The sequence below is a fragment of the Streptomyces sp. NPDC104309 genome, from assembly GCF_055584025.1.
The window spans coordinates 230,148-256,699 of the sequence record NZ_JBVJMV010000012.1; the positions used below are offsets into that span (position 1 = coordinate 230,148).

Genomic DNA, 26,552 nt, shown 5'->3' on the forward strand with positions numbered 1-26,552 from the left:
GACGCGGTTCCGACGTGATTCCGACGCACCGCCGGGACACCCGGTACGACCCCCGCGTTGTCCGCGCGGGCAGCCAGCAGGCAGGATGACGGGCATGACGCACGCGATGGTGAAAGGCTCGAACGTCCCTCTGGACGCCTTGGCCGTACAGGCCGTGCTGCGCTGGACCCCGGGCGCCGGGGTTCCGGATGTGGACGCCTCGGCCCTGTTGCTCGGAGCCGGTGGCCGCGTGCGCTCGGACGAGGACTTCGTCTTCTACAACCAGCCCCGTCACCCCTCCGGCCTGGTACGACGGCTGCCGAAGCGCAGCGTCCCCGAAGGGCTCACGGACAGCATCGAGGCCGACCTGGGCGCGCTCGACGCCTCGGTCGAGCAGGTGGTCGTCGCCGCGTCCTCCGACGGAGCCGCATTCGCTCAGGTGCACGATCTGCGCATCCTGCTGTACGACGCGGCATCGGCGGGCGGGGATCCGCTCGCCGTCTTCGATGTGCGGCCGGAGACCGGCGAGGAGACGGCGATCATCTGCGGCGAGCTCTACCGGCGCGGCGATGGCTGGAAATTCCGGGCCGTGGGGCAGGGCTATCCGACCGGTCTGGTGGGTCTGGCGACCGCCTTCGGCATCTCGGTCGACGAGTCGGAGGTCGCGGCGGAGCCCGATCCGTCTCCCTCACCCATGACGGCTCCCTCTCCCGTGGCGGCACCCCCGTCGGCGGCGCCGCCCGCGCCCCCGTTCCCGCCCACACCGACCCCCGACCACGACTCCCAGGTCACGGTCCAGCACCAGCAGCCGGCCTACGGATACCCGCAGCCCGCGGTGGCCCAGCCGGCTCCGCAGCCCGTTCCCCAGCCCGCGTACGGGTATCCGCAGCCGACCGCGGCTCAGCCCGCCTACGGTTATCCGCAGCCGGCCGCGGCCGCCGCGCCCGCCCCCGACCCGAATTTCGTGCTGCCGCCGCAGGGGCCGCAGTTCATACGGTCCTGAGGCAGCCCGACGACAGCCGAGGGGCGGCCCCGCGACGGCCGAGAGCCGACGCCATCTGCCGCCCCGAACCGCCCGCGACCACGCTCCCGTGCCGCCGACGGTCCGGCGCGCCTCTCAGGCCCGGGACTTGTAGCCGCGTCCCCACTGCATGCCCCAGCCGTACAGCCGGTCCAGCTCCGACTGGAATCCGTACACGAACTTCACCTCGCGCCGCACGATCAGCTCGTCCTTGACGTTCTCCACCGTGAACACGGCGCAGGAGCGGGCCTCCGGGGCGTGCTCGTCGAGTTCGATCTCGATCCGCGGACCGTTTCCCGGGTAGAGCGTCACCTTGGCGTGCGTACGGTCGAAGGCCGGCGTCTGGTCGTAGATGTAGACGAAGAACAGCAGCCGTTTGATCTGGTCGCGCTGGTCGAGATTGACGTAGACGGTCTCGCCCGACGGCGCCCCGAAGCGGTCGTCCCCGCTGAGCCGGATGTACGGCGGTACGTTCAGGTCGCCGATGAGGTTGCCCAGCGGCTGGACCACGCCCTTGGTGCCGTCCTTCAGCTCGTACATGCAGCCCAGGTCCAGGTCGACGTTGACCACGCCCTGGGTGTGCGCCTGGACCACATCGGGCTTGAAGAGCTTCATGGGCCGCAGCAGCCGGCCGCTCTGCCGCGACCTGCCCTCGATGTCCGACGTACGCATCCGCCAGGAGAGGTTGACCCGAAGATTGCCGGTCAGCGCGCCCTGTTTGGTGAGCGAGACCGTGGCGTGCCGCTTGGAGAGCACGATGGAGTTGGTCGAGGCGTTGCCCGACTCGAACTGTGCCTCACGTCGCGGCCACAAGTTGTCCCAGAACGCCATCCCCAACCCCCACACGTATCGGTAGAAAAAGTACCCCGGCCCGGTGGCCGTCCCATGCGTCGCACAGGTCACCCACATCACTGCGGGGCGGCCGCCGGGCCGGGTCCCGGTGATACCGGAGAACCGTCGCCGTGCGGACCGCCCCGCTGAGAGCGTTCCTCAATTCCCCCCGGGTCACACCCCGGACGGACATTCCTGCCGGGTCACACCCGGGACGGAACCTCTTCCCTGGAATCCGCGTCGTCGCCCCCGCCCGCGGCCTCCAGCGCCTTGTTGCGCCGGACCGAGGACCAGAAGGACCAGGCGATCAGCACGACGCCGACGAGCCCGGTGATGATCTCGTTGATCTGGTACTGGATGGTGACGAGGAGAATGACGGCCAGCGCGCCGATGGCGTAGTGGGCGCCGTGCTCCAGGTAGACGTAGTCGTCGAGCGTGCCCTGACGGACCAGGTAGACCGTGAGCGAACGGACGTACATGGCGCCGATACCGAGGCCGAGGGCCATCAGCACGATCTCGTTGCTGATGGCGAAGGCGCCGATGACACCGTCGAACGAGAAGGAGGCGTCGAGCACTTCCAGGTAGAGGAACATGAAGAACGCGGCCTTGCCGGAAAGCGCGATCGCGGAGATCTTCTTGCCGCTCTTCCTGGCCTCCTCCTCGGCCTCGGCCTCCCGCTCCTCCTCTTCCTCCAGCTTGTTCTCGAAGAAGCCCGAGAGACCACCGACGATGAGGTACGTGATCAGACCCGCGACTCCGGCGAGCAGAACGGTCTCCGCCTTGTCCGCGTGGCCGCCGCCGTGCTGGTGCGCGTTCGTCGCGACGGTCAGGGCCGCGATCAGCAGCACGATCAGCGCGATGCAGACCGACAGCATGTCGACCTTGCCCAGCTTGGCGAGCGGGCGCTCGATCCAGCGCAGCCACTGGATGTCGCGCTCCTCGAAAATGAAGTCGAGGAAGATCATCAAAAGGAACATGCCACCGAAGGCGGCAATCGCCGGGTGGGCGTCCGTGACGAGTTCCTGGTAGCGGTCGGGCTGGTTGAACGAAAGATCGACCGCTTCGATCGGGCCCATCTTGGCGGTGATGGCCACGATCACGACGGGGAACACCAGCCGCATGCCGAAGACCGCGATGAGCACACCGACCGTGAGGAAGATCTTCTGCCAGAAGGCATTCATCTTCTTCAGGATTCCGGCGTTGACCACCGCGTTGTCGAAGGACAGCGAGATCTCGAGGACGGAAAGGATCGCGACTACGCCGAGAGCCTGCCACCCCCCGTAGAACGCCGCTGCGACCAGGCCGAGCGCGGTAATCGCGAACGACCAGCCGAAGGTTTTCAGAAGCACTGGCTACCCCATCGTGTATGAACGGGTCCCCCCTGGGTGTGTACGGGGCTCCCCCGCGCCGTGCGCGGCTTTACGAAACGTTGACCCCGAAGTCTAGAGCGATACCGCGCAACCCCGACGCGTACCCCTGTCCCACCGCACGGAACTTCCACTCGCCGTTGTACCGGTAGAGCTCGCCGAAGATCATCGCCGTTTCCGTCGACGCGTCCTCGGTGAGGTCGTATCGCGCGAGTTCCTGGCCGTCCGCCTGGTTCACCACGCGAATGAACGCATTGGCGACCTGGCCGAAGGTCTGCCCCCGGTTGTCCGCGTCATGGATCGAGACCGGAAAAATGATCTTGTCGCAGTGCGCGGGCACCTGCGTGAGGTTCACGATGACCGACTCGTCGTCGCCCTCGCCCTCACCCGTGAGGTTGTCACCGGTGTGCTCCACGGAGCCGTCGGGGCTCGTGAGGTTGTTGTAGAACACGAACCATTCGTCGCCGAGCACCCGGCCCGACTGGCACAGCAGCGCGCTGGCGTCGAGGTCGAAGTCGGCGCCCGTGGTGGATCGCGCGTCCCAGCCGAGCCCGACCAGCACCTGGGTGAGGTTGGGTGCGGCCTTGGAGAGGGAGACGTTGCCTCCCTTGGCGAGTGTGACGCCCATGGTGTGTCCTCCCCGAGTCGATGAACCGTCTGTTGAGCCGGTGAACCCTCTGTTGAGCCGGCGAGCCGACTGTTGAGCGTGTCCGGCGCCGCATCCCGTCCGGCGCCGCACGGGATGCGGCGCCGGACGGGATGCATGCCTACGTGACCCGGGCCGCTCCTCGACGGCTCGGCCCGGCCGCGCCTTCTCAGACGTTGACGCCGAAGTCCTGCGCGATGCCGCGCAGCCCCGAGGCGTACCCCTGGCCGATGGCGCGGAACTTCCACTCCGCCCCGTTGCGGTACAGCTCGCCGAAGACCATGGCGGTCTCCGTCGAGGCGTCCTCGCTCAGGTCGTAGCGCGCCAGCTCGCTGTTGTCGGCCTGGTTGACGACGCGGATGTACGCGTTGCGCACCTGGCCGAAGCTCTGCTGGCGGGTCTCGGCCTCGTAGATCGAGACCGGGAAGACGATCTTGTCGACGTCGGCAGGGACGCCGGACAGGTTCACCTTGATGACCTCGTCGTCGCCCTCGCCCTCACCGGTGAGGTTGTCACCGGTGTGCTCGACGGAGCCGTCGGGGCTCTTGAGGTTGTTGAAGAAGACGAAGTTGCCGTCGTTGCCGACCTTGCCCTCCGCGTTCGTCAGCAGGGCGCTGGCGTCGAGGTCGAAGTCACCACCGGTGGTGGTGCGGGCATCCCAGCCCAGACCGACGATGACCGCGGTCAGGTTGGGCGCGGCCTTGGTCAGCGAGACGTTGCCGCCCTTGCTGAGGCTGACTCCCACGAGTCCTCCCATTGGTTTCCTTGGGGGCCGGCGGGCGCCGGCGCCTCCACATTGCGTTGGCATCCGATCAACGAGTGGATCCTAGTGACCGGTTCCCGGCCAAAGCAGGCTTTTGGCCGGGACGCCCGCAGATCCGCCGTTCGCGGGTCAGAGCGCGTCGAGCGCCTTGATGTAATCGTTGAGATCCCGCGCGTCGGGCAGGCCATTGACGACGGTCCAGCGCACCACGCCCTCCTTGTCGATGACGAAGGTGCCGCGCACCGCGCAGCCCTTGTCCTCGTCGAAGACGCCGTACGCCCGCGAGGTCTCGCCGTGCGGCCAGAAGTCCGAGACCAGCGGGTACTCAAGGCCTTCCTGCTCGGCGAAGACACGCAGGGTGTGGATGGAGTCGTTGGAGACGGCGAGCAGCTGCGTGTCGTCGTTCTCGAACTTCGGCAGCTCGTCCCGGAGCGCGCAGAGCTCACCCGTGCACACGCCGGTGAAGGCGAACGGGTAGAACAGCAGCACGACATTCTTCTCGCCGCGGAAGTCGGAGAGCTTCACGGTCCGGCCGTGGTTGTCCTTCAGCTCGAAGTCCGGGGCCTTGGTGCCGACCTCGATCGCCATGAGACGCGTCCCTTCGCTACGTTCACCGGGCTGGGCTGTCCGGGTGTCTCCCACCCTACGCAGGGCCCGCAGCGGGCCACGCGGCGCCCGCACGGGGGCGTCCTGCGCCCCACCCGCCCGCACGGACGGCCGGCGGCCGTACACGGGCAAGCCCCGCCGGCCGTACCGCGCAGAAGGCTCCGGCCACGCGGAAGGCCCCCGGCGGCTCGCGCTCCGGCCACGCGGAAGGCCCCCGGCGGCTCGTGCTCATGCCGTCGGGGGCCTTCGGGGCGAGTGGGTGGCGAATGCCGTTCAGCGCTTGGCCCGGGCCGCCTTCGGTGTGACCAGACGGCTGCCCGTCCAGTCCTTGCCCGCATTGATGCTCTTGGTCTGGGAGAGACCGGCGGTCTGCGCAGACTCGTTGATGTCGCTCGGTTCGACGTATCCGTCACGGCCGGTCTTCGGCGTCATCAGCCAGACCGCGCCGCCGTCCTCGATCAGACCAATGGCATCCACCAGCGCGTCCGTAAGGTCGCCGTCCTCGTCGCGGAACCACAGCAGGACGACGTCTGCGACGTCGTCGTAGTCCTCATCGACGAGTTCCTGGCCGATAGTGGCCTCAATGCCCTCACGGAGCTCCTGCTCGACGTCGTCGTCGTAGCCGATCTCCTGGACCACCTGTCCGGGCTCGAACCCCAGGCGTACTGCCGGGTTGGTCCGCTCCTCCGCGTGGTCCGCGGTCGCGCTCACGGGTTGCCTCCTGATCATGTTTCGGAAAATGCTGCAGCCACGCGCGTGCGCGGGGCGTTGGCCGTAGTCCACACGGGAGCGGCGGATCGCGCAAGTACCCAGCGTCCGAGACCGCCTAAACGGTGACGTTCCCTGCCACGTCGCCGCACTGTCGGCAGGTCCCCTGCGGGGGCCGCGCTACCGTCCACACCCTTTACGTCCTTCCACAGCTTATGCCGTTTCGGTCCGCCATTCGGAGTCGAACATCCTTTGGGAACGCTTGGACGGGTTGGGCGTATGGTTGCGGTTTGGACCAGCCCATCCCCGCGCTCCGGACGTGATGTCTCACAACACGGCGGTTACCTCTCGGTAGAGATGACGTTTACGCCCTCGCGGTACACGATGGTGATGGCGTACATGCATACACCTCGGGGGCATGCCCTCCCGTGGCCAGGCCCTGTAGAGCAGCACCGAACAGCGAAGGAACAGCGTGGCTTCCGGATCCGATCGCAACCCGATCATCATTGGCGGCCTGCCCAGCCAGGTCCCGGACTTCGATCCCGAAGAGACCCAGGAATGGCTCGACTCGCTCGACGCCGCGGTCGACGAGCGAGGCCGTGAGCGGGCCCGTTACCTGATGCTCCGGCTCATCGAGCGTGCGCGCGAGAAGCGCGTCGCCGTGCCGGAGATGCGCAGCACGGACTACGTGAACACGATCGCCACGAAGGACGAGCCGTTCTTCCCCGGCGACGAGGAGATCGAGCGCAAGGTCCTCAACGCGACCCGCTGGAACGCGGCCGTGATGGTGTCGCGCGCCCAGCGTCCGGGGATCGGTGTCGGCGGCCACATCGCCACCTTCGCCTCCTCGGCCTCGCTGTACGACGTGGGCTTCAACCACTTCTTCCGGGGCAAGGACGACGGTCTGGGAGGCGACCAGATCTTCTTCCAGGGACACGCCTCTCCGGGCATCTACGCCCGCGCCTTCCTGCTCGACCGGCTGAGCGAGGCGCAGCTCGACGCCTTCCGCCAGGAGAAGTCGAAGGCGCCGAACGGTCTGTCCAGCTACCCGCACCCGCGGCTGATGCCGGACTTCTGGGAGTTCCCGACGGTCTCGATGGGCCTCGGCCCCCTCGGCGCGATCTACCAGGCCCGGATGAACCGCTACATGGAGGCGCGCGGCATCGCCGACACCTCCAAGTCCCATGTCTGGGCCTACCTGGGCGACGGCGAGATGGACGAGCCCGAGTCGCTCGGCCAGCTCTCCATCGCCGCCCGTGAGAGCCTGGACAACCTGACCTTCGTGGTCAACTGCAACCTGCAGCGCCTCGACGGCCCGGTGCGCGGCAACGGCAAGATCATCCAGGAGCTGGAGTCGCAGTTCCGGGGTGCCGGATGGAACGTCATCAAGCTGGTCTGGGACCGCTCCTGGGACCCGCTGCTCGCGCAGGACCGCACGGGCATCCTGGTCAACAAGCTGAACACCACGCCGGACGGCCAGTTCCAGACGTACGCCACCGAGTCCGGCGCGTACATCCGTGAGCACTTCTTCGGGGACGACCCGCGGCTGCGCGACATGGTCAAGGACATGACCGACGACCAGATCCTGCACCTGGGCCGCGGCGGTCACGACCACAAGAAGGTCTACGCGGCCTACGCGGCGGCCAAGGCCCACAAGGGCCAGCCGACGGTGATCCTGGCGCAGACGGTCAAGGGCTGGACGCTGGGGCCGAACTTCGAGGGCCGCAACGCGACCCACCAGATGAAGAAGCTCACGGTCGAGGACCTCAAGCGGTTCCGCGACCGGCTGCACATCCCGATCACGGACAAGCAGCTGGACGAGGGCTACCCGCCCTACTACCACCCGGGCCGTGACTCGGAGGAGATCCAGTACATGCACGACCGCCGCAAGGGTCTGGGCGGTTACGTCCCGACCCGTGTGGTGCGCGCGAAGCCGCTTGTCCTCCCCGAGGAGAAGACCTACGCGACCGCGAAGAAGGGTTCGGGTCAGCAGTCGATCGCCACCACCATGGCGTTCGTCCGCATCCTGAAGGACCTCATGCGGGACAAGGAGATCGGCAAGCGCTTCGTGCTGATCGCGCCCGACGAGTACCGCACCTTCGGCATGGACGCCTTCTTCCCGAGCGCGAAGATCTACAACCCGCTCGGCCAGCAGTACGAGGCGGTCGACCGCGATCTGCTGCTCGCGTACAAGGAGTCGCCGACGGGGCAAATGCTGCACGACGGCATCTCCGAGGCCGGCTGCACGGCCTCGCTGATCGCCGCCGGTTCCGCGTACGCCACGCACGGCGAGCCGCTGATCCCGGTGTACGTCTTCTACTCGATGTTCGGTTTCCAGCGCACCGGTGACCAGTTCTGGCAGATGGCCGACCAGCTCGCGCGCGGCTTCGTGCTGGGTGCGACCGCCGGTCGTACGACTCTGACCGGTGAGGGTCTCCAGCACGCGGACGGCCACTCGCAGCTGCTCGCCTCGACCAACCCGGGCTGTGTCGCGTACGACCCGGCGTTCAGCTACGAGATCGCGCACATCGTCAAGGACGGTCTGCGCCGGATGTACGGCGGGACTCCCGAGGAGAACGAGGACGTCTTCTACTACCTCACCGTCTACAACGAGCCGATCCAGCACCCGGCCGAGCCCGAGAACGTGGATGTCGAGGGCATCCTCAAGGGCGTCTACCGCTACAAGGCCGCCGAGCGGGGAGAGATCCCGGCCCAGATCATGGCGTCCGGTGTGGCCGTCCCGTGGGCGGTCGAGGCGCAGCGGATCCTCGCCGACGAGTGGAATGTCCGGGCGGACGTCTGGTCGGCGACCTCCTGGAACGAGCTGCGCCGCGAGGCCGTGGACGTGGAGCGGTACAACCTGCTGCACCCGGAGGAGGAGCAGCGCGTTCCCTACGTCACGCGGAAGCTCTCCGGCTCGCAGGGCCCGTTCGTGGCGGTCTCGGACTGGATGCGTTCCGTGCCGGACCAGATCGCGCGCTGGGTGCCCGGCACGTACCAGTCGCTGGGTGCGGACGGTTTCGGCTTCGCCGACACCCGTGGCGCGGCCCGCCGGTTCTTCCACATCGACGCGCAGTCGATCGTTCTCGCGGTGCTCACCGAGCTCGCGAAGGAGAACCGGATCGACCGTTCGCTGCTGAAGCAGGCGATCGACCGGTACGAACTGCTGGACGTGACCGCGGCCGCCCCGGGCGCGGCCGGCGGCGACGCGTAAGCACGGCGGATCACGGCCGAAGGGCGGCGGAACCCAGGGTTCCGTCGCCCTTCGGCGTGTCCGGCGTCAGTTCTCCCAGACCTTGAAGGCCCTGATCTGGTACGGGGACTGGGGCACCCAGGTGCCGCCGCCCGGATAGGTCTCGAACTCACCGGTCTCGGCGCACTCCGCCGACTGGTACGTGGTGACCGGCCGGCCGGTGCGGTTGGCGAGCGCCTGGGCCCTGCCGCCCTTCGGCAGCGGGACGCAACTGTCGATGTCGATCGTGGACAGCTCATGGATCTGCCGGGCGCCGGTGAAGTCCGGCTTCGCCCAGAGGCAGAGCTGCCCGCTTCCGCAGGCGCCCGGCCGGGTGGGCGCGGAGTGGGGCGCGGTCCGCGGGATCGCGGAGTGGGTGGTGGCCCGTGAGCTCGCGGAGTGGGCCGCGGTCTGCGGGATCAGGACGGTTGCGGCCAGAGCGGCGGCAAGAACGGTCATGCGCATGGAAATCGACCCCCGTGATGGTGCGAATCAGTTGCACGCACCCTGACCTGCGGGGCAGCATCCGTGGAAGGGGTCGCGGGCCACACCACCCGGATAGGCGACAGCCCCGCCGGACGGGTCCGGCGGGGCTGTCGTACGCGCTGTGTTGACGCCGTGACGGCGTCGTGGCGGGCGATCAGATGTGACCGGCGCCCGCGCCCGCCCCGGCGTTCGCACCGCGCTTGGTGAGCGTGGCGACCAGCGCGGCGAGCACCGCGACGATGCCCGCGACCATGAACGCCGTGCTCATGCCTGACACGAACGTGTCGTGTGCGACACCCGCGATCTTCCCCGCGACCTCCGGCGGAACGTTCCCGCCCACCGGCGGGATGCCGACCTCGACGGCCGAGGAGGCCTGGTCCATCTGCTGCGGGCTGAGCGGCGGAAGCTCCGCGGCCTTCCAGTTGTCGGGCAGCTTCGAGCTGACCTGCGAGGCCATGACCGCGCCCAGCACCGCCGTACCGAGGCTGCCGCCGACCTGCATGGCGGCCTGCTGCAGACCGCCCGCGACACCGGAGAGCTCCATCGGGGCGTTGCCGACGATGACCTCGGTGGCGCCGACCATCACCGGGGCGAGGCCGAGCCCGAGCAGACCGAACCAGATCGACATGGTCAGGGTGCCGGTGCCGGTGTCCAGCTGGGACATGCCGAACATGGCGACCGCCGTGCACACCATGCCGCCGACCAGCGGGACCCGCGGGCCGAACTTGGTGATCAGGGCGCCGGCGAGCGGCGAGGCGACGATCATCATCCCGGTCAGCGGCAGCAGGTGCAGACCGCTGTCGATCGGGCTCAGACCGTGCACGTTCTGGAGGTAGAAGGTGACGAAGAACAGCCCGCCCATGAAGGCGAAGGCCATCAGGACCATCAGGACCGCACCCGCCGACAGCGGCACGGACCGGAACATCGCCAGCGGGATCAGCGGCTCCCTGACGTTCTTCTGGGAGAAGGCGAAGACCACGAACAGGACCACGGCGGCGCCCAGGAAGCCGAGCGTCCTGTAGTCGCCCCAGCCCCACTCCGAGCCCTTGATGAGTGCCCAGATCAGGCAGAACATCGCCTGCGACAGCAGCACGATGCCGCCGATGTCGAAGGAGCGCGGCGCGTTCTCGGCGCGGTGGTCCTTGAGGATCACCAGGCCCAGCAGGAGCGCGATCACACCGACCGGCACATTGATGAAGAAGACGGACTGCCAGCTGACGTGCTCGACGAGCACACCGCCCAGGATCGGTCCGCCCGCGGTCGAGGCACCGATCACCATGCCCCAGATGCCGATCGCCATGTTCAGCTTCTCGGCCGGGAAGGTGGCGCGCAGCAGGCCGAGCGCGGCGGGCATCAGCAGGGCGCCGAAGAGGCCCTGGAGCACGCGGAACACGATCACCAGCGCGACGCTGTGGGAGAGGCCGATGGCCCCCGATGCCGCGGCGAAGCCCACGACACCTATGAGGAAGGTCTGGCGGTGGCCGAACCGGTCACCGAGCTTGCCCGCGGTGATCAGGGAGACCGCGAGGGCGAGCATGTAGCCGTTGGTGATCCACTGGACGTCGGCGAGCGATGCTCCCAGGTCCTTCTGGATGGCGGGGTTGGCGATCGCGACGATCGTGCCGTCGAGCGCGACCATCATCACGCCGATGGCCACGGAGAAGAGCGTCAGCCAGGGGTGGCCGCGCAGCCCCTTGGCAGGTGCGGGAGCGGCGGTGTTCCGCGGCTCCCGCGACGCCTTTTCGACGGTGGTCTGACTAGTCATGCCCGGGAGATTAGTGTCAGCCTCTGACAGTTGACAAACCATTTCACAAGTCAGTGACTGTCATGTAGCTCACAGGTACGCTGAGCTGGAAAAAGCAGGAAAGAGGACCACTTCAGTGACCGATGGGCAGCGGGCCGCGCATCCGATCCGACGGTGCGGACGGCCGACCGGACTGCGCGAACGGAAGAAGCGGCGCACCCGGGACGCGCTGCTGCACGCCGCCCTCGATCTTTTCATCACCCAGGGGTACGAGGAGACCACCGTCGACCAGATCGTCGACGCGGTCGAGGTCTCCCAGCGCACCTTCTTCCGCTACTTCGCCAGCAAGGAGGAGGTCGCCTTCGCCATCCAGGAGATGGTGGAGTCGCACTTCCTCTCGGAGCTGCGTCGGCGCCCCGCCGCGGAGGCCCCGTTCGAGGCGATGCGCCGCGCGGTCCTCTGCGCCTGGAACAGCATCGGTGAGGCGATCGAGGCGATCGTCACGGTCGAACTCCACATGCGTACGTACCGGATGATCGAGTCGACGCCGTCGCTGCTCGCCGCCCACCTGCGGCGCTCCATCGACCTGGAGAACCAGATCGCCCTGCTGATCGCCGAGCGCGAGGGGCTCGACGTGGAGACGGACCCCCGGCCGAGGGTCGCCGTGGCCGCGTTCAGCGGGGTGATGCGGGTGACCGGGCATCTCTGGGGGCAGGGGCACGACACCGGCGTGGACTCGCTGCGCGCCCTGACCGAGGTGTACCTGGACCAGCTCGTCCCGGCGCTGGCCGGGAACTGGCGGGCGGGGGCCGGCGCCGGGCCCGGGTAACGCCATGGAAGCTCCGTCCGATGTGCTGTACGCCTCAGCGCCACGACATGACCGACTTCACAACAGCCGTGCCCCGACGGCCATATGCGACGCTCCGAGGGCGCTCCGCGCGCCTGAGTGTGCGTGCCGCACCAACACAGCGTGAAACAAATGGCCTTGAATTCCCGATAGCCGGGTGATGTGCGTCACCCTCTTCACGGCTGTCGCCGCGCGTCTCCTAATGTGGGCCGGAGTGACTTCCTTCGACTCCTCCCCCACGCTCACCGCATGGCGCGCGCTGCTCGCCGTCGCGGTCGTGTTCGTGATGCTGGCGACCACGGGCTGGACCGCCGTCCGTCACCAACAGACCGACGAGCCACGCGCCCTCGCACTCGCCTCCTGGGCACGGGGCCACGTGGCCGGGCACGCGCTGCCCGACGTCGACTCGTCGGCGCCCCGCCTGGCGCAGTTCTTCGCCTCGCTCACGGCCGCGCAGCGCACCGCCCTGGCCGACAAGTACCCCTTGGTCGTCGGCAATCTGAACGGCGCCCCGGTCACCCTGCGGTATGACGCCAACCGGCGGGCCCTGGTGGCGGCACGGACGGTCGAACGGCAGCGCATGCACGACGCCAGGCTCTCCCCGGACGGCCGCGCCGAGGCGCTCCGCCGGTTGAACCGCTTCGATTCGATGCTCGCCCGGGGCCGGCACTTCCTCGCGTTCGACCCGTCCGGAAAGGGCCGTGCGGCGGAGGTCTTCGGCGATCTCGACCGCGCGCAGCGGGTCTCCGTGATCGTCCCCGGCGTCGACACCAATCTGCTGACGCTGGAGCGGTCCGCGCCCATGGTGAACGCCGCCCCTGTCGGCATGGCGAAGTCGCTGTACGCGGCGGAGCGCGCCGCGCGCCCCGGCACCCGGACGGCCGTCATCGCCTGGGCCGACTACACCACGCCCGCCGGGATCGGCGTGGACGCGGCCCTGGGGAATCTCGCCGAGCGCGGGGCGGTCCGGCTGAACGCCCTGGTGGGCGCGCTGCCCGGGAACGCGCCGGTCTCCCTGTTCTGCCACAGCTACGGCTCGGTGCTGTGCGGTGTCGCCGCGCATGAACTGCCGTCCAGGGTCACCGACATCGCGGTCGCGGGCAGCCCCGGCATGCGCGTGGAGAACGCCGGGCAGCTGCACACCGAGGCCAGGGTGTGGGCGACGCGGGACCACGGCGACTGGATCCAGGACGTACCGAACCTGGAGCTCGGCGGGCTCGGTCACGGGGCCGATCCGGTCGACCCGGGCTTCGGCGCACGCATCGTCTCGGCGGGCGACGCGGTCGGGCACAGCGGCTATTTCGTGCCAGGCACCGAGAGCCTCAGCAACTTCGCCGCCATCGGCGTGGGGGCCTACGGCTCGGTGAGCTGTGCGAGCTCCGACAGCGCCTGCCACGAACAAATCAGCGGCAGCCAGGAGCCCGTCCTGAAGATCTGAGGGCTCAGCCGCCGCAGCCGACCGGATATTGCGGTTTACGCCGAGGGGGGACGTGCGGGCAAGTGCCGCATACGATGAGGAACATGGGTGATGTGCTGGCCGGAATTCATGCCACCTGGGAGTTCGACACCGACTCCGTGCTCATCCGCTTCGAACGGGGTATACGCACGCCGAAGCTCTTCCAGAGCCTGCGTGAACGCCGCGTCCCGCACGCGGCGCTGTCGTCGGTGACGCTGACCCCGGGCAAGCGGGGCACGGTGGTCCTGCACGCGGTGCCGAGACCCGGTGCCGACCCGTTGCTGGAGGCCGCGGCCGGGCAGCTGAAGGACGGCTGCGATCCGTACCGGCTGGTGCTGCCCGCCGAACGCGAGACGCTCGCCGAGTACTACGCGGACGAACTGCGCGCCCTGCTCCCTCCCGACGCCGCGGAGCCCGCCGAGCGGTTCCTGGTCGCGGCCCCCGAGGCGCCGATGCGGTTCAAGGCGTACGACGGCCGGGCCAGCTTCGACGGGGACCGGATCTCGTTCCGCTGGTTCTGGACGGGCGCCTCCACGGCGAAGTGGAAGGCCGGTGACCAGACGTTCACGGTGACGGAGCTGAGCGGCGTCGAGTGGCGCTCGCCGGAAGCCTTCGACGGCTATCTGCGGCTGGTGCCGAGAGGTCTGGAAGGTGCGGCTCCGGGACCGGGCAGCGGCCTCGCCATGAGCGCCGGCTCCGGCATGACCGCGGGCGCGGACCCGGGCGCGGGGCTCGGCACGGGCACGGTGCGCAGCGCGCAGCCGACGGCTCCCCACCCCACCCGGGCCGACCAGGACCCCGCCGCGGTCATCTTCGGCCTCGGCTACGGCCCCGTGCACGAGTCGCTGCCGTTCGCCGCGGCCGTACTGGAATCCGTACGCAGGAAACAGCCGGCGCCCGCCGCGCAGGCCGCCGTCCTGGCGGGCGCGGGGCGTCGCGATCCCGCGGACATCGCGGAGCGGATCCGGCACCTCGGGGAACTGCACCGGGCGGGGCTGGTGACGGACGACGAGTTCAGCGCGAAGAAGGCCCAGCTGCTCGCCGAGCTGTAGACGTCCGGTGCCCGACGACCGGGGTCCGGCTCGCCGGTGGTACTCCCGTACGAGAAGCCCGGCGGTGGACCGGAACCCCGGTATGACGCCGCCGGGCCGCGCCCCGCCTGAGGCCTGTCCCGTCATCCCTGGTGGATCAGCAGGGGCTACGGGACAGCCCTTAGGCTGATCGAGCCATGTCCACTCCCATGCCGCCCATGCCGTCCACGCCGCCCCGGACGCCCCCGCCGCCCGTCGACGGCCTGCTGAGCGCCGCCCGGCGCAATCTGCGCGAGCTCGCCCACGAGCTGTCCCACCCGTCCCATCCCGCGACACCGCTCCTGGCGAACGCGCCGAGGCGGTGGCAGCGGCTGCTGCCGTACGTGGTCGTCCTCGCCCTCGTCGCGGTCTTCGTCCCGGTCACGATCAATGTTCTGACCAACCAGTACGGCGTGGACGGTGGGCTGGCGGGGGCCTTGGCCGTCGCGCAGGCGGCGCCGCTCCTGATGCTGGCGCACCGGCCGCTGCAGGCGTGGTGGATCATCTTCCCCGCCGACATCCTGGGCGCGGTCGTGCTGCTGGGGTATCCGGTCGAGAAGTACGACATCTGGCCGTGGCCCCCGCCCACCCTGATCGGCTATCTCTTCCTGCTGCTCGCGCTGGCCCTGCGCGAGACCCGGCGGACCCTGATCGCGGTCTGGGTGGCGACGGGCGCGGCGAGCCTGGTCCTGCACCTGATCTCGCCGGAGCGCAGCAACGGCAGCGCGCTGTTGCTCGTGATCCTCGGCGCGGTGGTCCTGGTGATCGGCGCGGCGCTGCGGGAACGGGGCGACGCCCAGCGCCGGCTGGCCGAGCAGGAGACCATCAGCGAGGCCGAGCGGGCGCAGCGGACGCTGCTGGAGGAGCGCACCAGGATCGCCCGTGAGCTGCACGACGTGGTCGCGCACCACATGTCCGTCATCACGGTCCAGGCCGATTCCGCGCCCTACCGGATCAGCGGGCTGCCCGAGGAGGCGGTCGAGGAGTTCGGCGCGATCGCGGCGAGCGCGCGGGAGTCGCTCACGGAGATGCGGCGGCTGCTGACGGTGCTGCGCAGCGAGGGCACCGAGGGCGAGCGGGCCCCGCAGCCGGGGCTCGACCGGGTGCAGCAGCTGGTGGAGGCGACGGTGCGGGCGGGGCTGCCGGCCGAACTGTCCCTGGCCGCCGATGTGTCGGACGTACCGCAGGCGGTGGATCTGTCGGCGTACCGGATCGTCCAGGAGGCCCTGGCGAACGTGGTCCGGCACGCGCCCGGAGCGCGGACCCGGGTGTCGATCACGTCCGACGGCACGCATCTGACCGTGCTGGTGGTCAACGACCGTGCGGAGCGGCCCGGTTCGCCGCTGGAGACGACCGGGACCGGGCACGGCCTGGTCGGCATGCGGGAACGCGTACGGTTGACGGGCGGCACGCTGGACACCGGACCGCTGCCCGACGGCGGCTTCCGGGTGGCGGCGCGGCTGCCGCTCGCCCCCGTTCCGCCCCCGACCTCGGAGGACTCTTGACCATCCGCGTGATCATCGTCGACGACCAGGCCATGGTGCGGGCGGGGTTCGCGGCACTGCTCGCGGCACAGAGCGACATCGACGTGGTCGGCGAGGCGCCGGACGGGCGCCAGGGCATCGACGTCAGCCGCAGGGTCCACCCGGACGTGGTCCTGATGGATGTCCGGATGCCCGAGATGGACGGGCTGGCGGCGGCCCGTGAGCTGCTGAACCCGCCCGCGGGCGTGGTGCACCTGCCCAAGGTGCTGATGCTCACCACGTTCGACGTGGACGACTACGTGTACGAGGCGCTGCGCGCCGGGGCGTCCGGCTTCCTGCTGAAGGACGCGCCCCCGGCGGATCTGATCTCGGCGGTACGGGTGGTCGCGGCGGGCGAGGCGCTGCTCGCGCCGTCCGTGACCCGGCGCCTGATCGCCGACTTCGCCCGGCAGGGGCCCTCCGGGGCGGCCCGCAGCGGGCAGGCGCTGCGGCTGAACGCGCTGACTCCGCGCGAGCGGGAGGTGCTGGAGCTGATCGCGCGGGGGCTGTCCAACCAGGAGATAGCCGCGCGGCTGGTGCTGGCCGAGCAGACGGTGAAGACCCACATCGGACGGGTGCTGACGAAGCTGGATCTGCGGGACCGCGCGCAGGCGGTGATCTTCGCGTACGAGGCGGGAGTGGTGGTACCGGGCGAGCAGTAGGGGGTGTCTCCCCCCCGCCCGCCCCTCCGGCAGTCCCCCCGTACACCCCCTACCCCGGTAGCACCCCGCACTTGGCCCCCTGGTGCGACGCCCTCGCACCCACTCCCTTCCTACCTTTCTCTCCGTCGCGCCGAACGGCGTGCGGGAGCCGGGTCAGCCGGAGAGGGAGGGCGGGATGCGCCGTTACGCAAGGACTCTGGTCGCGGTCGCGCTGGCGACCACCATGGTGGCGGGGACGGCCGGCTGGGCGGCCGGGAACGCGCAGCAGGCCCTGACCGGGCCACCCCCCGGCACGGCTGCCTGGCGCGCGGATCAGGTACTGGGGCGCGAGCTGCCGGACCCGGAGCGGACCTCCCCCGCCGAAGTGAGCCGCTTCTTCCGGGGGTTGACGGCGGCGCAGCAGCAGACCCTGGTCGTACGGCACCCGCTCGTCGTCGGCAATCTGGACGGCGTACCCGTCGCCCTGCGCTACCGGGCCAACGCCCGTTCCCTGCGCGCCGGTCACGACTCCAGGTACGCGCATCTCACCGGACCGGGACACCGGCAGATCCTCGCCTTCGACCCGCGCGGACGCGGTCAGGTCGCCGAGGTCTTCGGGGACTTGAGCACCGCGCGTCATGTGGCGGTCGTGGTGCCGGGTTCGGACATCGACGCCGGGACCTTCGACCGTACGAACGATGTGTACGGCACTCCGGCGGGCATGGCGAAGTCCCTGTACGCGGAGACCGGACGCGGCAGCGCGGTCGTCGCCTGGGCCGGGTACACCACTCCGGTGGGGATCGGCATCGACGCCGCGACGGGCTCGCTCGCCGAGGCGGGGGCCGGCCGGCTGACCCGGTTCGTGGACGGGCTGGCCGCCGACGGGGTGCCCGCGCCCGCCGTCTTCTGCCACAGCTACGGCTCCGTCGTGTGCGGCCTCGCCGCGTCCCGGCTGCGCGCCACGGACCTGGTCGTCCTCGGCTCGCCCGGGATGCGCGCCGACGACGTCGCCGACCTGCACACCGACGCCCGGGTCTGGGCGGCCAAGGACGCCACGGACTGGATCGACGACGTACCGAACGTCGAGGTGGCGGGCCTGGGCCACGGTCCTGATCCGACCGGCCCGGAGTTCGGCGCACGCCGGGTACCGGCCCACAAGGCCCACGGGCACACCGGCTACTTCGCCCCTGGTACGGACTCGCTCCGCGCCTTCGCCTCGATCGCGGAGGGGGAAGCCCGATGAGCCTCAGCACGCTCGCCGCGCGCATCGACGCACGTACGCCCGCCCATCGCGACCGTGCCATCGACGGCCTGCGCGCCCTCGCCCTGCTCGCCGTCCCGACCGGCCACTGGCTGCTCGGCGGCTTCCGCCTCGACGGCGACGGCGCGCTGCACAACGCCAGCCCGCTGTCCACGTTCGGCGGCCTCGCCCCGATGAGTTGGGCGCTTCAGATGCTGGGCGTCTTCTTCCTGGTCGGCGGGTACGCCTCCGTGCTCTCGTACCACCGCAGGAAGTCCACCACCGGCGTCTGGCTGCGCGGACGCGTCGCCCGCCTCGGCAGGCCGGTGCTCGGGGTGACCGCCGTCTGGGCTGCGATGATCCCGGTGCTGAGCGCGCTCGGCGTGCCCGGTGACACCCTGCGGACCGGGGCGACGCTGGTGATCCAGCCGCTGTGGTTCGTCGGGGTGTACACGGTGGTCACGGCGCTCACCCCGTACTGCGTCAAGGCCGCGCGGAAGCTGGGCGGCTGGGCCGCCGTGCCGCTGCTCGGGTCGGTCGCCGTCGTCGACTTCCTGCGGTACGGGCCGTTCGCCGACGCCGTGCCGTCCTGGCTGAGCGTGCTGAACATCCTTCCGGGCTGGCTCTTCGCGTACCAGCTCGGCGTCTCCTGGGGCGAGGGCCGGATCGGCAGGCGCGGCGCCCGGCTGTTGCTGATCGGTGGGACGATGCTGTTCGCCGCGCTGCTGCTCGCCTTCCACTACCCGGCGTCGATGGTCGGCGTCCCGGGCGAGGCACGGACGAACTCGCATCCGCCGTCGCTGCTGGTCCTGGCGCTGGCCGCCGCGCAGAGCGGAGCGGCGATCCTGCTGCGGGACCGGATCGGCCGGTTCCTGCGCAAGCCGCTGGTGTGGGCGCCGGTCGTCGTCATCAACCTGTCCGCGATGACGATCCTGTGCTGGCACCAGACGGCGATGCTGGCCGCGGCAGTCCCGGCGTCGTTCGCCGGTGCGGTGCCGGGGCTGACGACCGGGCCCGACTCGGTCGGCTGGATCCTGGCGCGCATGGCCTGGATGCCGGTGTTCGCGGGGCTGCTGGTGCTGATCGCCCGGTACACGCGCCGGTTCGAGGCCCCGTGGCAGAGCGGTACGCGGGCGGCGAACGCCCGCCGGGCGGTGGCGGGCCTGCTGGCGACGGGGTTCGCGATGTACGCGCTGGGGCTGGCGTAGGGCGGCAAAACCCGGCCTGCCCGCCCGGTGTCCGGGGGCATCTTCTGACCCCGCACGGCAAAACCCCGCCCGCCCGGCGATTGAGGGCATCGTTCAAGCCCGTCCGGCGCTTGAGGACGCCACGATCGCCGGGCGCCCCGGGCCCCCGGAAACGACTACTCGCGCGCCGCAGACGTGCTGCTCATGTCCGGGTACCGGTCCCCCGCCACCTGCCCGGCGATCGGCTCCAGCAGCGCCAGCTCCTGGTCCGTCAGCGTGAGCCGGGTGGCGGCCACGTTCTCCAGCAGCCGGCTGCTCTTGCGGGTGCCCGGGATCGGCACCACGGTCAGCCCGTGCACCTGGGCTCGCTGCTGCACCCAGGCGAGCGCCACCTGCGCGGCCGATGCCCCGTGCGCCGCCGCGATCTTGTGGACGGGCTCCAGCAGGGCGGCGTTCGCCTTCGCGTTGTCGCCCGTGAAGCGCGGCTGGAACTGTCGGAAGTCGCCCTTCGACAGGTCCTTGGCCGCATCCGCGAACGCCCCGGTCAGGAAGCCCCGGCCGAGCGGCGAGTACGGCACGACGGTCACCCCGAGCTCGACGGCGGCGGGCACGGCGCTGCGCTCGACGTCCCGGCTGAAGAGCGACCACTCGGACTGCAGGGCGGCGATCGGATGCACGGCGTAGGCCTCGCGCAGCTCCGCGCCGGTCACCTCGCTCAGCCCGAGCTGCTTGACCTTGCCCTGCCGCACCAGCTCGGCCATCGCGCCGACGGACTCGGCCAGCGGGACGGCCGGGTCGCGGCGGTGCATGTAGTAGAGGTCGATGACGTCGGTGTTCAGGCGGTGAAGACTGTCCTCGACGGCCCGGCGGATGTACGCGGGGTCGTTGCGCACGCCCCGGTAGTGCGGGTCGTCGTCCTTGCGCTCGATGGCGAACTTCGTGGCGAGGGTGATCTCGTCCCGGTGCGCCCCGACGAACGGCGCGAGGAACTCCTCGTTGGCACCGAGACCGTACACATCCGCGGTGTCGAAGAGGGTGACGCCCGCCGCCAGCGCCGTCTCCAGCGTCTCGCGGGCGGAGGACTCGTCGGTGTCCCCGTAGAACTCGCTGATGCCCATGCAGCCGAGTCCCTGCACACCGACCTGCGGGCCGCCGTTGCCGAGCTCCACCGTGGCGATCTTGTTGTCAGTCATCAGGCACAGGGCCTTTCCGGCGCCCGACGGGCACCCGCGTAGAAGTCGATCTTGTGGTCGAGGACGGCGAGGGTGTCCTGGAGCTCCGCGATCCGCGTCTTCACGTCGCGGCGGGTCGCCTCCAGCAGCTCCTGACGTTCCTCGAAGGTGTGTTCGCCCTCGCGCAGCAGTTCCGCGTACCGGACCATGTCGGCGACCGGCATCCCGGTCAGCCGCAGCTTGCCGACGAAGGCCAGCCAGTCCAGGTCGCGGTTGGTGAAGCGGCGCTGACCGGTGTGCGACCGGTCGACATGCGGCATCAGCCCGATCCGCTCGTACCAGCGCAGGGTGTGCGCGGTGAGCCCGGTGAAGGCGACGACTTCGCTGATGGTGTAGCGGTCCTGCCCCTCGGGACGCGGATGCGCCTTGGGCGCCGCCGCGCATACGTCCGTCCTTGCGGAAGAGCTCTCCATCACCGTCATGACCTCCACGCTAGAACCTTGGAGTGCACTCGAAGCAAGCGCACACGGTGACTCGCCTCAGGAACGACGACCGGGTCGCGGAAGCGTCGCTCGAACGTGGCAGAGGCGAGAGCAACGGCCTCCGGAGTGCGGACTGCCTCAGTGGAAGCGGTGCCGCGCCCTGAACGTCACCGGCAACGCGCCCCGGACCAGGATTGAAGTCTGCTGAAACAGGCAAGCCGGTCCGGTCCGGTACCGGCGTTGCCACTACTCGGGACGCAGCATTTCAGACAGCAATGGAAGGTGTTTCGGATGCTCCGGATCGAATGGCCGGAACCCTGATTCGGGCCAGTAAGCGCGTCCGTCGATCCACGGCACCACTGCCGCTCCCGGTAGCAACTCTCCTGCCAGTACAGCCTCACCGACAGGCGGTGGAAGCTCCCGAAATCGGTTGCGCAATGGACCGTAACGGAGGGGAAGCAATCCCGACGGTTCGGCTTCGCCACTCTCTGAACCGGCAAAGATGACGAGCCATGGAGTCTCCGACAGATAGCTGTGAAGCAGTGTGTAGCGCATTCGCTGCCCCGGCTGTCGCGCCGCACTCGCCATCCGCGACGCCCGCCGGCAGCCGACCACCGCCATACCGAGAACGATGGCCGTCAGCAGCGGCAGGAGGTAGATCCAGAACGGAGGATGAACCTGGGGGTGCTGCCTCCTGACGAACAGAGTCGCCCCGTCTATAGCCATGACACCCAGCAGCAAGGGCAGGCGAGCCGCGCGCTGAAGCCCACGGACGCGCCACCACACAGCCCGACGCACATCCACCTCCGGGCGAACGGTCGGCGCCTCCAGCCCGCGATAGACAGCCTGACTCAGCGCAGCATCCGCCATGTCCGCGTACCTCAGAGAATCCGCATGGGCGTCCATGTGCACTCTCCCCCCTTCATCCATCGCCAGTACCCGCGGTTCACCGCCGAAGGAACCGCACACGTCGCAAGCCCGAAGCCGCCCGCACCAGCGAGCTCAGACCCCGGGCATGGACGCCGACCCACCATCACTGTCGAGGTTTCCTTTTCGACTGAAAATAGCGCGCACTTTTCATTTTCACCACGGGATTTTTATCATTCAAGACACCCTCACCCTCCCCCCTTCTCCGCTTAAACAGGTTGCCACCTACGATTGCGACACTCATTGCGAATGCCGGAGGAATCACCGCACCGTAGGGGTCAGGCAACCGCCTGGTCAGGTGAGCCACAACGACTATCAGAATCCCTGCTGGAAGCATATATTTCCAGAGAAACCCACGTCGCCCCTTCATCCGAGATCTCGCCTCTTCTGAACCGTTCGCTCGATACACTCAAGAGATCTGTCCAATCACTTGGATCAGAGAAATCTTGAGATACGCACCATGGGCTGCTCAGCAGCTCCCATTCCACCAATCGCAGCTCCAAACGGCCCGCGCCCATGGCGACTGCGACGAGTGCGGTGCCCTGCTGGTCGCCGAACAGGAGAGATATGCCGGCGTTGGTCCGGACAGCCACTGTCTCGCCACCGTGGGTGTAGTAGCGGGCCGCCGTCTTGACGCTGGCGGAACTCGACGTCAGCTCGTTGCCTCCCGGCAGGTACGCCGTCGTGGTGCCGTCGGCGTTGCGGGCAAGGATGCGATTGCCGTCGGTGTCGTAGACGTAGGCCGTCGTCTTTCCGCCCTCGGTGACCGTGTCGAGGTTCCCCTCCGCGCCCCAGGTCATTCCCTGATCCCGTGAACCACCCTTGCGTTCCGTGATGTTGCCGGATTCGTCATCGGTGAAATTCTCCGTCTTGCCGTTGTCCGGACCGCCGGTCGTGGAGACGGAGCGCAGGGCGTGCGGGTTGTCCCCCACCGTGCCCAGGGTGGACGTGCAGGTGACATCGGAGCCGCTGGTCGTGACCGCGCACTGGGTCTCCTCGATTCGATTGCCCATCATGTCGTACTCGTAGGAGTGCCGGTAGGCATCCGGTCCACCCACCGTCGCTGCAGACGGCTTCTTCTTGCAGTCGTCGGACGCGTCCTTGGCGGTCCAGGCGTCCGCCATGGCCGACGGTGGGCAGGCCGGCTGTCCGTCGCTCGACCTCACCGGCCGTCGGCTCGCCTCGGATGCCCGTTACGCTCGTACGCATGCAGAGCCTGGCGGTGATCGACAACTGGCCCGTCCCCACCGCGGCGGCTGCCGTCGTACGAGCGGACGGCACGGTCGTCGGTACGCACGGCCCGACCACGCACCGTTTTCCGCTCGCCTCCGTCACCAAGCCGATCGCGGCCTACGCGGCGCTGGTCGCGTACGAGGAGGGCGCGGTCGAGCTCGACGAACCGGCCGGGCCCGAGGGTTCCACCGTCCGGCACCTGCTCGCGCACACCAGTGGGCTCGCCTTCGACGAGCACCGGGTGACGGCCGCCCCGGGTACCCGTCGGCTGTACTCCAACGCGGGCTTCGAGGTGCTCGGCGACCACATCGCCAAGGCCACCGACATCCCGTTCCCGGAGTACGTGCGCCAGGCGGTGCTGGAGCCGCTGGGCATGACAGCGACGGCGGTGGACGGCTCGCCCGCCAAGGACGGTGTCTCGACCGTCGACGACCTCATACGGTTCGCGGCGGAGGTGCAGGCGCCCCGGCTGCTCGACCCGCGTACGGTGCTGGCCGCGCAGACCGTCGTACACCCCGGTCTGAAGGGCGTGCTGCCGGGCTACGGCCATCAGAACCCCAACGACTGGGGGCTCGGCTTCGAGATCCGTGACCACAAGTCGCCGCACTGGACGGGCGGTTCCTCGTCGCCCGCGACCTTCGGGCACTTCGGGCAGTCCGGCACGTTCCTGTGGATCGATCCGGCGGCCGGGACGGCGTGCGTCGCGCTCACCGACCGGGCCTTCGGCCCGTGGGCGGTCGAGGTGTGGCCGTCGTTCACGGACGCGGTGCTCGCGGAGCTCGGCTCCGGCCACTGAGAGCCGTCACCCGTCGGCCGCTTTCGTGGCCAGACACTCGAACCACACCGTCTTGCCACGGCCGTCGCGCCGCGGTTCCGCGCCCCAGCGGTCGGTGACGGCGTCGACAAGGACCAGCCCCCGCCCGCCCTCGTCGAGGACGTCGCCCACAGCCGGGCGGGGCAGTTCCGGGCAGCCGTCCGCGACTTCGACGCGCACGCCCCCGGCCGGGAGCAGGAAGATGAACGTCTGACAGCGGCGGCCGGGGACGTGCCGTACGACATTGGCGATCAGCTCGGTGAGCGCCAACTCGGCTGCGTCGGCCACATCGAGGAGATCCCAGCCGGTGAGGTAGAGCCGCAGGATGCGGCGCAGATGCCGGGCCGAGTGCTCACCGATCGCGAAGTCGGCCCGGTAGGTCGGCTCCAGCAGGTCGTCGACCCGCGGATCAATTACGTGATTCATGTCACCAGAGTGCAGCGGCATGACTACGCTCGGCTACGTACGGAAACGAACGCCGTGAGGCGTTGAACGCCGGAGGTGCCCCGCCGTGGCCAACGTCCAGACTCTCGACCCCAGCGCTTCCCCGTTGGACTACTACGGCTGGGAGCTGCGCCGCCAGAGAGAGGCCAACAACCTCAAACAGGGTCAGCTCGGCGACATCATCTTCTGCACCGGCTCCCTGATCGGCCAGATCGAGACCACGAAGAAGATCCCCACCCGCGACTTCTCCGAGCGGGTGGACGCAGCACTCGGCACGGGCGGCGTGTTCTCGCGCCTCGTCGGCCTGGTCCTGCGCAGCCAACTGCCCACCTGGTTCCAGCCGTATGCCGAGATGGAGTCGTGCGCCGCGTACATCTCCACGTATCAGGCGCAGTTGGTGTACGGGCTGTTGCAGACGGAGGAGTACGCGCGGGCCGTCCTGGCCACCGGCATGCCGGACGACCTCGACAACCAGGTGGCGGCCCGGATCGAGCGTCAGCGCATCCTGGAACGGGAACGGCCACCGCTCGCCTGGGCGATCCTCGACGAGGCGGTGCTGCACCGGCCGATCGGCAGCCACGAGGTCATGCGGAAGCAACTCCAGCGGCTGTTGGACTTCGCCGATCAGCGCTGGATGCAGATTCAGGTGCTTCCCTTCGCGGCCGGTGAACACGCCAGCCTGGATGGGTCGTTCAACCTCCTGCGCTTCGACGACGACCCCGACATCGTCTACACGGAGGACATCGTTTCCGGCCATATGACCGCCAGCCCCGACACCATCAGGGAAGCCTCGCTCCGTTACGCTCACCTGCAGGCCGCAGCCCTCTCCGTCGAGGACTCGGCGGCACTGATCACCCGCGTGATGGAGGAACGTTATGGAGACCGGTCCCGGCCTGAAGAGCGTGCGGTGGCGTAAGTCCAGCTACAGCGGAAGCACCGGCGGCGACTGCGTCGAGTGCACCGTGACCGGCGGCGCGGCCTGGCGCAAGTCCAGTTACAGCGGAAACACCGGCGGCGACTGCGTCGAGGTGGCCGACGGCCTCCCCTGCGCCGTGCCCGTCCGCGACAGCAAGAATCCGGACGGACCCGTCGTGACCGTCGGGGCGGACGCTTGGCAGTCCTTCGTGGACGGGCTCCGCTGAAGTAGCTGCAAGCCCGCACGGCAAAGGGGGTTCGGGATGACCGGTGGTCGTCCCGGGCCCCCTTCCGCTCCCCCGTGACGCGTGCCGCTGCGGGCAGCATGCGTCATGTCACTGCATGTTCTGCACGTGCGGGTGGTCGTAGGAAGCCGTGCACACATACAGCTGCAGGCTGTAGCTACGGCCGATGTCGAGCTGCGTGGCATGGGCCGGGCCGAGGAAGTGCAGGCCGGTGCAGTCGGCGTCCTCGACCGGTCGCCAGCTCCCGCTGCCGCCGTCCCACTCGCTCCCGTCGATGGTGAGCAGTGGCCTGACGTCCGAGCCGCACTCGGAGCAGACCATGGGAACGGGTCGGAGAAGCTCCACGGAGCGTGGCCGCCGACCTTGCAGCCCGGGGCGACGCCGAGGTCGTACTGGTAGCAGATGTCGTGCTGGTCCTCCCATTCCTCGATCCGTTCCGTCGGCTCCCCGCTCAGCTCGTGCGGGGCCGGGAACTAGTACTGCAACGGTGTTTGCCGTGACGGGTAGGCAGGTCGATCGTTGGTGTTGTCATGGGTGGGGATCTTGCTGAGGTCAGGTCGTGGGCCGGTGAGTTGGGTGCGGTGCAAGGGCGGTTTCTTCACCGATTCGGCAGGTCGGAGCCTCGTGAGTCAGCTCTTGCCTATATGCGGGGACTCATAGCCCCGTTGCAGCGGAAGAACGGCTGGACGCTGGCCGAAGAAGCCGGCCACGCAGGTCCGGACCGCATCCACCGGCTGTTGAACCGGATCGAGTGGGACGCCGACGAGGTTCTGGACGATGTGCGTGACTACGTGGTCGAGCATCTCGGCGATCCTGGTGCGGTCCTGATCGTGGACGACACCGGCTTCCTGAAGAAGGGCACCGGTTCGGCCGGGGTACAGCGGCAGTACTCCGGCACCGCGGGCCGCACGGAGAACTGCCAGGTCGGTGTCTTCCTCGCCTATGCGGCCCCGCTCGGACGAACGCTGATCGA

The 26,552-nt window shown here is 69.3% G+C and carries 27 protein-coding genes; 13 read left to right on the forward strand and 14 right to left on the reverse strand.

Annotated elements, in window-relative coordinates; all coding sequences use genetic code 11:
- Positions 1-94: 94 nt before the first annotated feature.
- A complete protein-coding gene (locus tag ACZ68L_RS19930; protein ID WP_469578652.1) occupies positions 95-982 on the forward strand; it encodes a TerD family protein in 888 nt (295 codons plus the stop codon).
- A 114-nt stretch (positions 983-1,096) separates the two neighbouring features.
- Here the strand turns inward: ACZ68L_RS19930 and ACZ68L_RS19935 are convergent, their stop codons facing one another.
- From ACZ68L_RS19935 to ACZ68L_RS19960, 6 genes are all read right to left on the reverse strand, one after another.
- Entirely contained in the window at positions 1,097-1,831 is a 735-nt protein-coding gene (locus ACZ68L_RS19935) for a TerD family protein (protein WP_469578655.1), read from the reverse strand.
- Between the two features lie 203 nt (positions 1,832-2,034).
- Entirely contained in the window at positions 2,035-3,180 is a 1,146-nt protein-coding gene (locus tag ACZ68L_RS19940) for a DUF475 domain-containing protein (RefSeq protein ID WP_469578657.1), read from the reverse strand.
- 70 nt (positions 3,181-3,250) lie between these two features.
- On the reverse strand, positions 3,251-3,826 hold the full coding sequence (locus ACZ68L_RS19945) for a TerD family protein (RefSeq protein WP_469578659.1): 576 nt from the start codon (positions 3,824-3,826) through the stop codon (positions 3,251-3,253).
- Between the two features lie 187 nt (positions 3,827-4,013).
- Entirely contained in the window at positions 4,014-4,589 is a 576-nt protein-coding gene (locus ACZ68L_RS19950) for a TerD family protein (RefSeq protein ID WP_469578715.1), read from the reverse strand.
- Positions 4,590-4,736: 147 nt separating this feature from the next.
- On the reverse strand, positions 4,737-5,195 hold the full coding sequence (locus ACZ68L_RS19955; RefSeq protein ID WP_469578660.1) for a peroxiredoxin: 459 nt from the start codon (positions 5,193-5,195) through the stop codon (positions 4,737-4,739).
- Positions 5,196-5,486: 291 nt separating this feature from the next.
- Positions 5,487-5,924 carry a DUF3052 domain-containing protein gene (locus ACZ68L_RS19960; protein WP_469578662.1) on the reverse strand — a complete coding sequence of 146 codons (438 nt, stop codon included), beginning with the start codon at positions 5,922-5,924 and terminating at the stop codon, positions 5,487-5,489.
- Positions 5,925-6,393: 469 nt separating this feature from the next.
- Here ACZ68L_RS19960 and aceE point away from each other — a divergent pair, with 469 nt between their 5' ends.
- Complete coding sequence (gene aceE / locus ACZ68L_RS19965; RefSeq protein ID WP_469578663.1) at positions 6,394-9,135, forward strand: pyruvate dehydrogenase (acetyl-transferring), homodimeric type; 2,742 nt, start codon at positions 6,394-6,396, stop codon at positions 9,133-9,135.
- Positions 9,136-9,201: 66 nt separating this feature from the next.
- Here the strand turns inward: aceE and ACZ68L_RS19970 are convergent, their stop codons facing one another.
- Both ACZ68L_RS19970 and ACZ68L_RS19975 read right to left on the reverse strand, forming a co-directional pair.
- Entirely contained in the window at positions 9,202-9,618 is a 417-nt protein-coding gene (locus ACZ68L_RS19970) for a peptidase inhibitor family I36 protein (RefSeq protein ID WP_469578668.1), read from the reverse strand.
- Between the two features lie 175 nt (positions 9,619-9,793).
- Positions 9,794-11,404: an MFS transporter gene (locus ACZ68L_RS19975; RefSeq protein WP_469578671.1), complete on the reverse strand. Its 1,611-nt coding sequence runs from the start codon at positions 11,402-11,404 to the stop codon at positions 9,794-9,796.
- A gap of 115 nt (positions 11,405-11,519) precedes the next feature.
- On the opposite strand from ACZ68L_RS19975, the gene ACZ68L_RS19980 reads away from it, so the two are divergent.
- The 7 genes from ACZ68L_RS19980 (at position 11,520) to ACZ68L_RS20010 (ending at position 19,368) form a co-directional block, all read left to right on the forward strand.
- Positions 11,520-12,212, forward strand: a complete 693-nt coding sequence (locus ACZ68L_RS19980; RefSeq protein ID WP_469578673.1) for a TetR family transcriptional regulator — start codon at positions 11,520-11,522, stop codon at positions 12,210-12,212.
- A gap of 232 nt (positions 12,213-12,444) precedes the next feature.
- Positions 12,445-13,668: an alpha/beta hydrolase gene (locus ACZ68L_RS19985; protein ID WP_469578675.1), complete on the forward strand. Its 1,224-nt coding sequence runs from the start codon at positions 12,445-12,447 to the stop codon at positions 13,666-13,668.
- Positions 13,669-13,751: 83 nt separating this feature from the next.
- Positions 13,752-14,738 carry a DUF4429 domain-containing protein gene (locus ACZ68L_RS19990; RefSeq protein ID WP_469578676.1) on the forward strand — a complete coding sequence of 329 codons (987 nt, stop codon included), beginning with the start codon at positions 13,752-13,754 and terminating at the stop codon, positions 14,736-14,738.
- Between the two features lie 188 nt (positions 14,739-14,926).
- Positions 14,927-16,261, forward strand: coding sequence for a sensor histidine kinase (locus ACZ68L_RS19995; RefSeq protein WP_469578716.1), 1,335 nt, complete (start codon positions 14,927-14,929; stop codon positions 16,259-16,261).
- Complete coding sequence (locus ACZ68L_RS20000) at positions 16,258-16,941, forward strand: response regulator transcription factor (RefSeq protein ID WP_361445332.1); 684 nt, start codon at positions 16,258-16,260, stop codon at positions 16,939-16,941. The genes ACZ68L_RS19995 and ACZ68L_RS20000 overlap by 4 nt, the downstream gene beginning before the upstream one ends.
- 175 nt (positions 16,942-17,116) lie before the next feature.
- The gene (locus ACZ68L_RS20005; RefSeq protein ID WP_469578678.1) at positions 17,117-18,163 is read left to right on the forward strand and encodes an alpha/beta hydrolase; all 1,047 of its coding nucleotides are present in this window, start codon (positions 17,117-17,119) and stop codon (positions 18,161-18,163) included.
- Entirely contained in the window at positions 18,160-19,368 is a 1,209-nt protein-coding gene (locus ACZ68L_RS20010; RefSeq protein WP_469578681.1) for an acyltransferase family protein, read from the forward strand. Before ACZ68L_RS20005 ends, ACZ68L_RS20010 begins: the two co-directional genes overlap by 4 nt.
- A 155-nt stretch (positions 19,369-19,523) precedes the next feature.
- On the opposite strand, the gene ACZ68L_RS20015 is transcribed toward ACZ68L_RS20010, so the two are convergent.
- The 4 genes from ACZ68L_RS20015 to ACZ68L_RS20030 all read right to left on the reverse strand — a co-directional run bounded on the left by ACZ68L_RS20015 (position 19,524) and on the right by ACZ68L_RS20030 (position 23,052).
- Positions 19,524-20,540 (reverse strand): aldo/keto reductase, encoded by a 1,017-nt coding sequence (locus ACZ68L_RS20015; RefSeq protein ID WP_469578683.1) that lies wholly within the window; start codon positions 20,538-20,540, stop codon positions 19,524-19,526.
- Positions 20,540-21,001, reverse strand: a complete 462-nt coding sequence (locus ACZ68L_RS20020) for a MerR family transcriptional regulator (RefSeq protein WP_469578685.1) — start codon at positions 20,999-21,001, stop codon at positions 20,540-20,542. Before ACZ68L_RS20020 ends, ACZ68L_RS20015 begins: the two co-directional genes overlap by 1 nt.
- 246 nt (positions 21,002-21,247) lie before the next feature.
- Positions 21,248-21,907 (reverse strand): hypothetical protein, encoded by a 660-nt coding sequence (locus ACZ68L_RS20025; protein ID WP_469578687.1) that lies wholly within the window; start codon positions 21,905-21,907, stop codon positions 21,248-21,250.
- A gap of 299 nt (positions 21,908-22,206) precedes the next feature.
- The gene (locus ACZ68L_RS20030; RefSeq protein WP_469578689.1) at positions 22,207-23,052 is read right to left on the reverse strand and encodes a hypothetical protein; all 846 of its coding nucleotides are present in this window, start codon (positions 23,050-23,052) and stop codon (positions 22,207-22,209) included.
- A gap of 83 nt (positions 23,053-23,135) precedes the next feature.
- Here ACZ68L_RS20030 and ACZ68L_RS20035 point away from each other — a divergent pair, with 83 nt between their 5' ends.
- Positions 23,136-23,957, forward strand: coding sequence for a serine hydrolase domain-containing protein (locus tag ACZ68L_RS20035; RefSeq protein ID WP_469578691.1), 822 nt, complete (start codon positions 23,136-23,138; stop codon positions 23,955-23,957).
- 6 nt (positions 23,958-23,963) lie between these two features.
- On the opposite strand, the gene ACZ68L_RS20040 is transcribed toward ACZ68L_RS20035, so the two are convergent.
- Positions 23,964-24,401: an ATP-binding protein gene (locus tag ACZ68L_RS20040; protein WP_469578693.1), complete on the reverse strand. Its 438-nt coding sequence runs from the start codon at positions 24,399-24,401 to the stop codon at positions 23,964-23,966.
- An 85-nt stretch (positions 24,402-24,486) separates the two neighbouring features.
- On the opposite strand from ACZ68L_RS20040, the gene ACZ68L_RS20045 reads away from it, so the two are divergent.
- Together ACZ68L_RS20045 and ACZ68L_RS20050 are read left to right on the forward strand one after the other, a co-directional pair.
- Positions 24,487-25,335 (forward strand): helix-turn-helix domain-containing protein, encoded by an 849-nt coding sequence (locus ACZ68L_RS20045; protein WP_469578694.1) that lies wholly within the window; start codon positions 24,487-24,489, stop codon positions 25,333-25,335.
- Positions 25,295-25,561, forward strand: coding sequence for a DUF397 domain-containing protein (locus ACZ68L_RS20050; RefSeq protein WP_469578696.1), 267 nt, complete (start codon positions 25,295-25,297; stop codon positions 25,559-25,561). The genes ACZ68L_RS20045 and ACZ68L_RS20050 overlap by 41 nt, the downstream gene beginning before the upstream one ends.
- Positions 25,562-25,669: 108 nt before the next feature.
- On the opposite strand, the gene ACZ68L_RS20055 is transcribed toward ACZ68L_RS20050, so the two are convergent.
- Positions 25,670-25,924, reverse strand: coding sequence for a hypothetical protein (locus ACZ68L_RS20055; RefSeq protein WP_469578697.1), 255 nt, complete (start codon positions 25,922-25,924; stop codon positions 25,670-25,672).
- Between the two features lie 185 nt (positions 25,925-26,109).
- Between ACZ68L_RS20055 and ACZ68L_RS20060 the strand changes: the two genes are divergently transcribed.
- Positions 26,110-26,552, forward strand: a 443-nt coding sequence (locus tag ACZ68L_RS20060) for an IS701 family transposase (RefSeq protein ID WP_469578699.1), incomplete at its 3' end; no start/stop codon positions are given.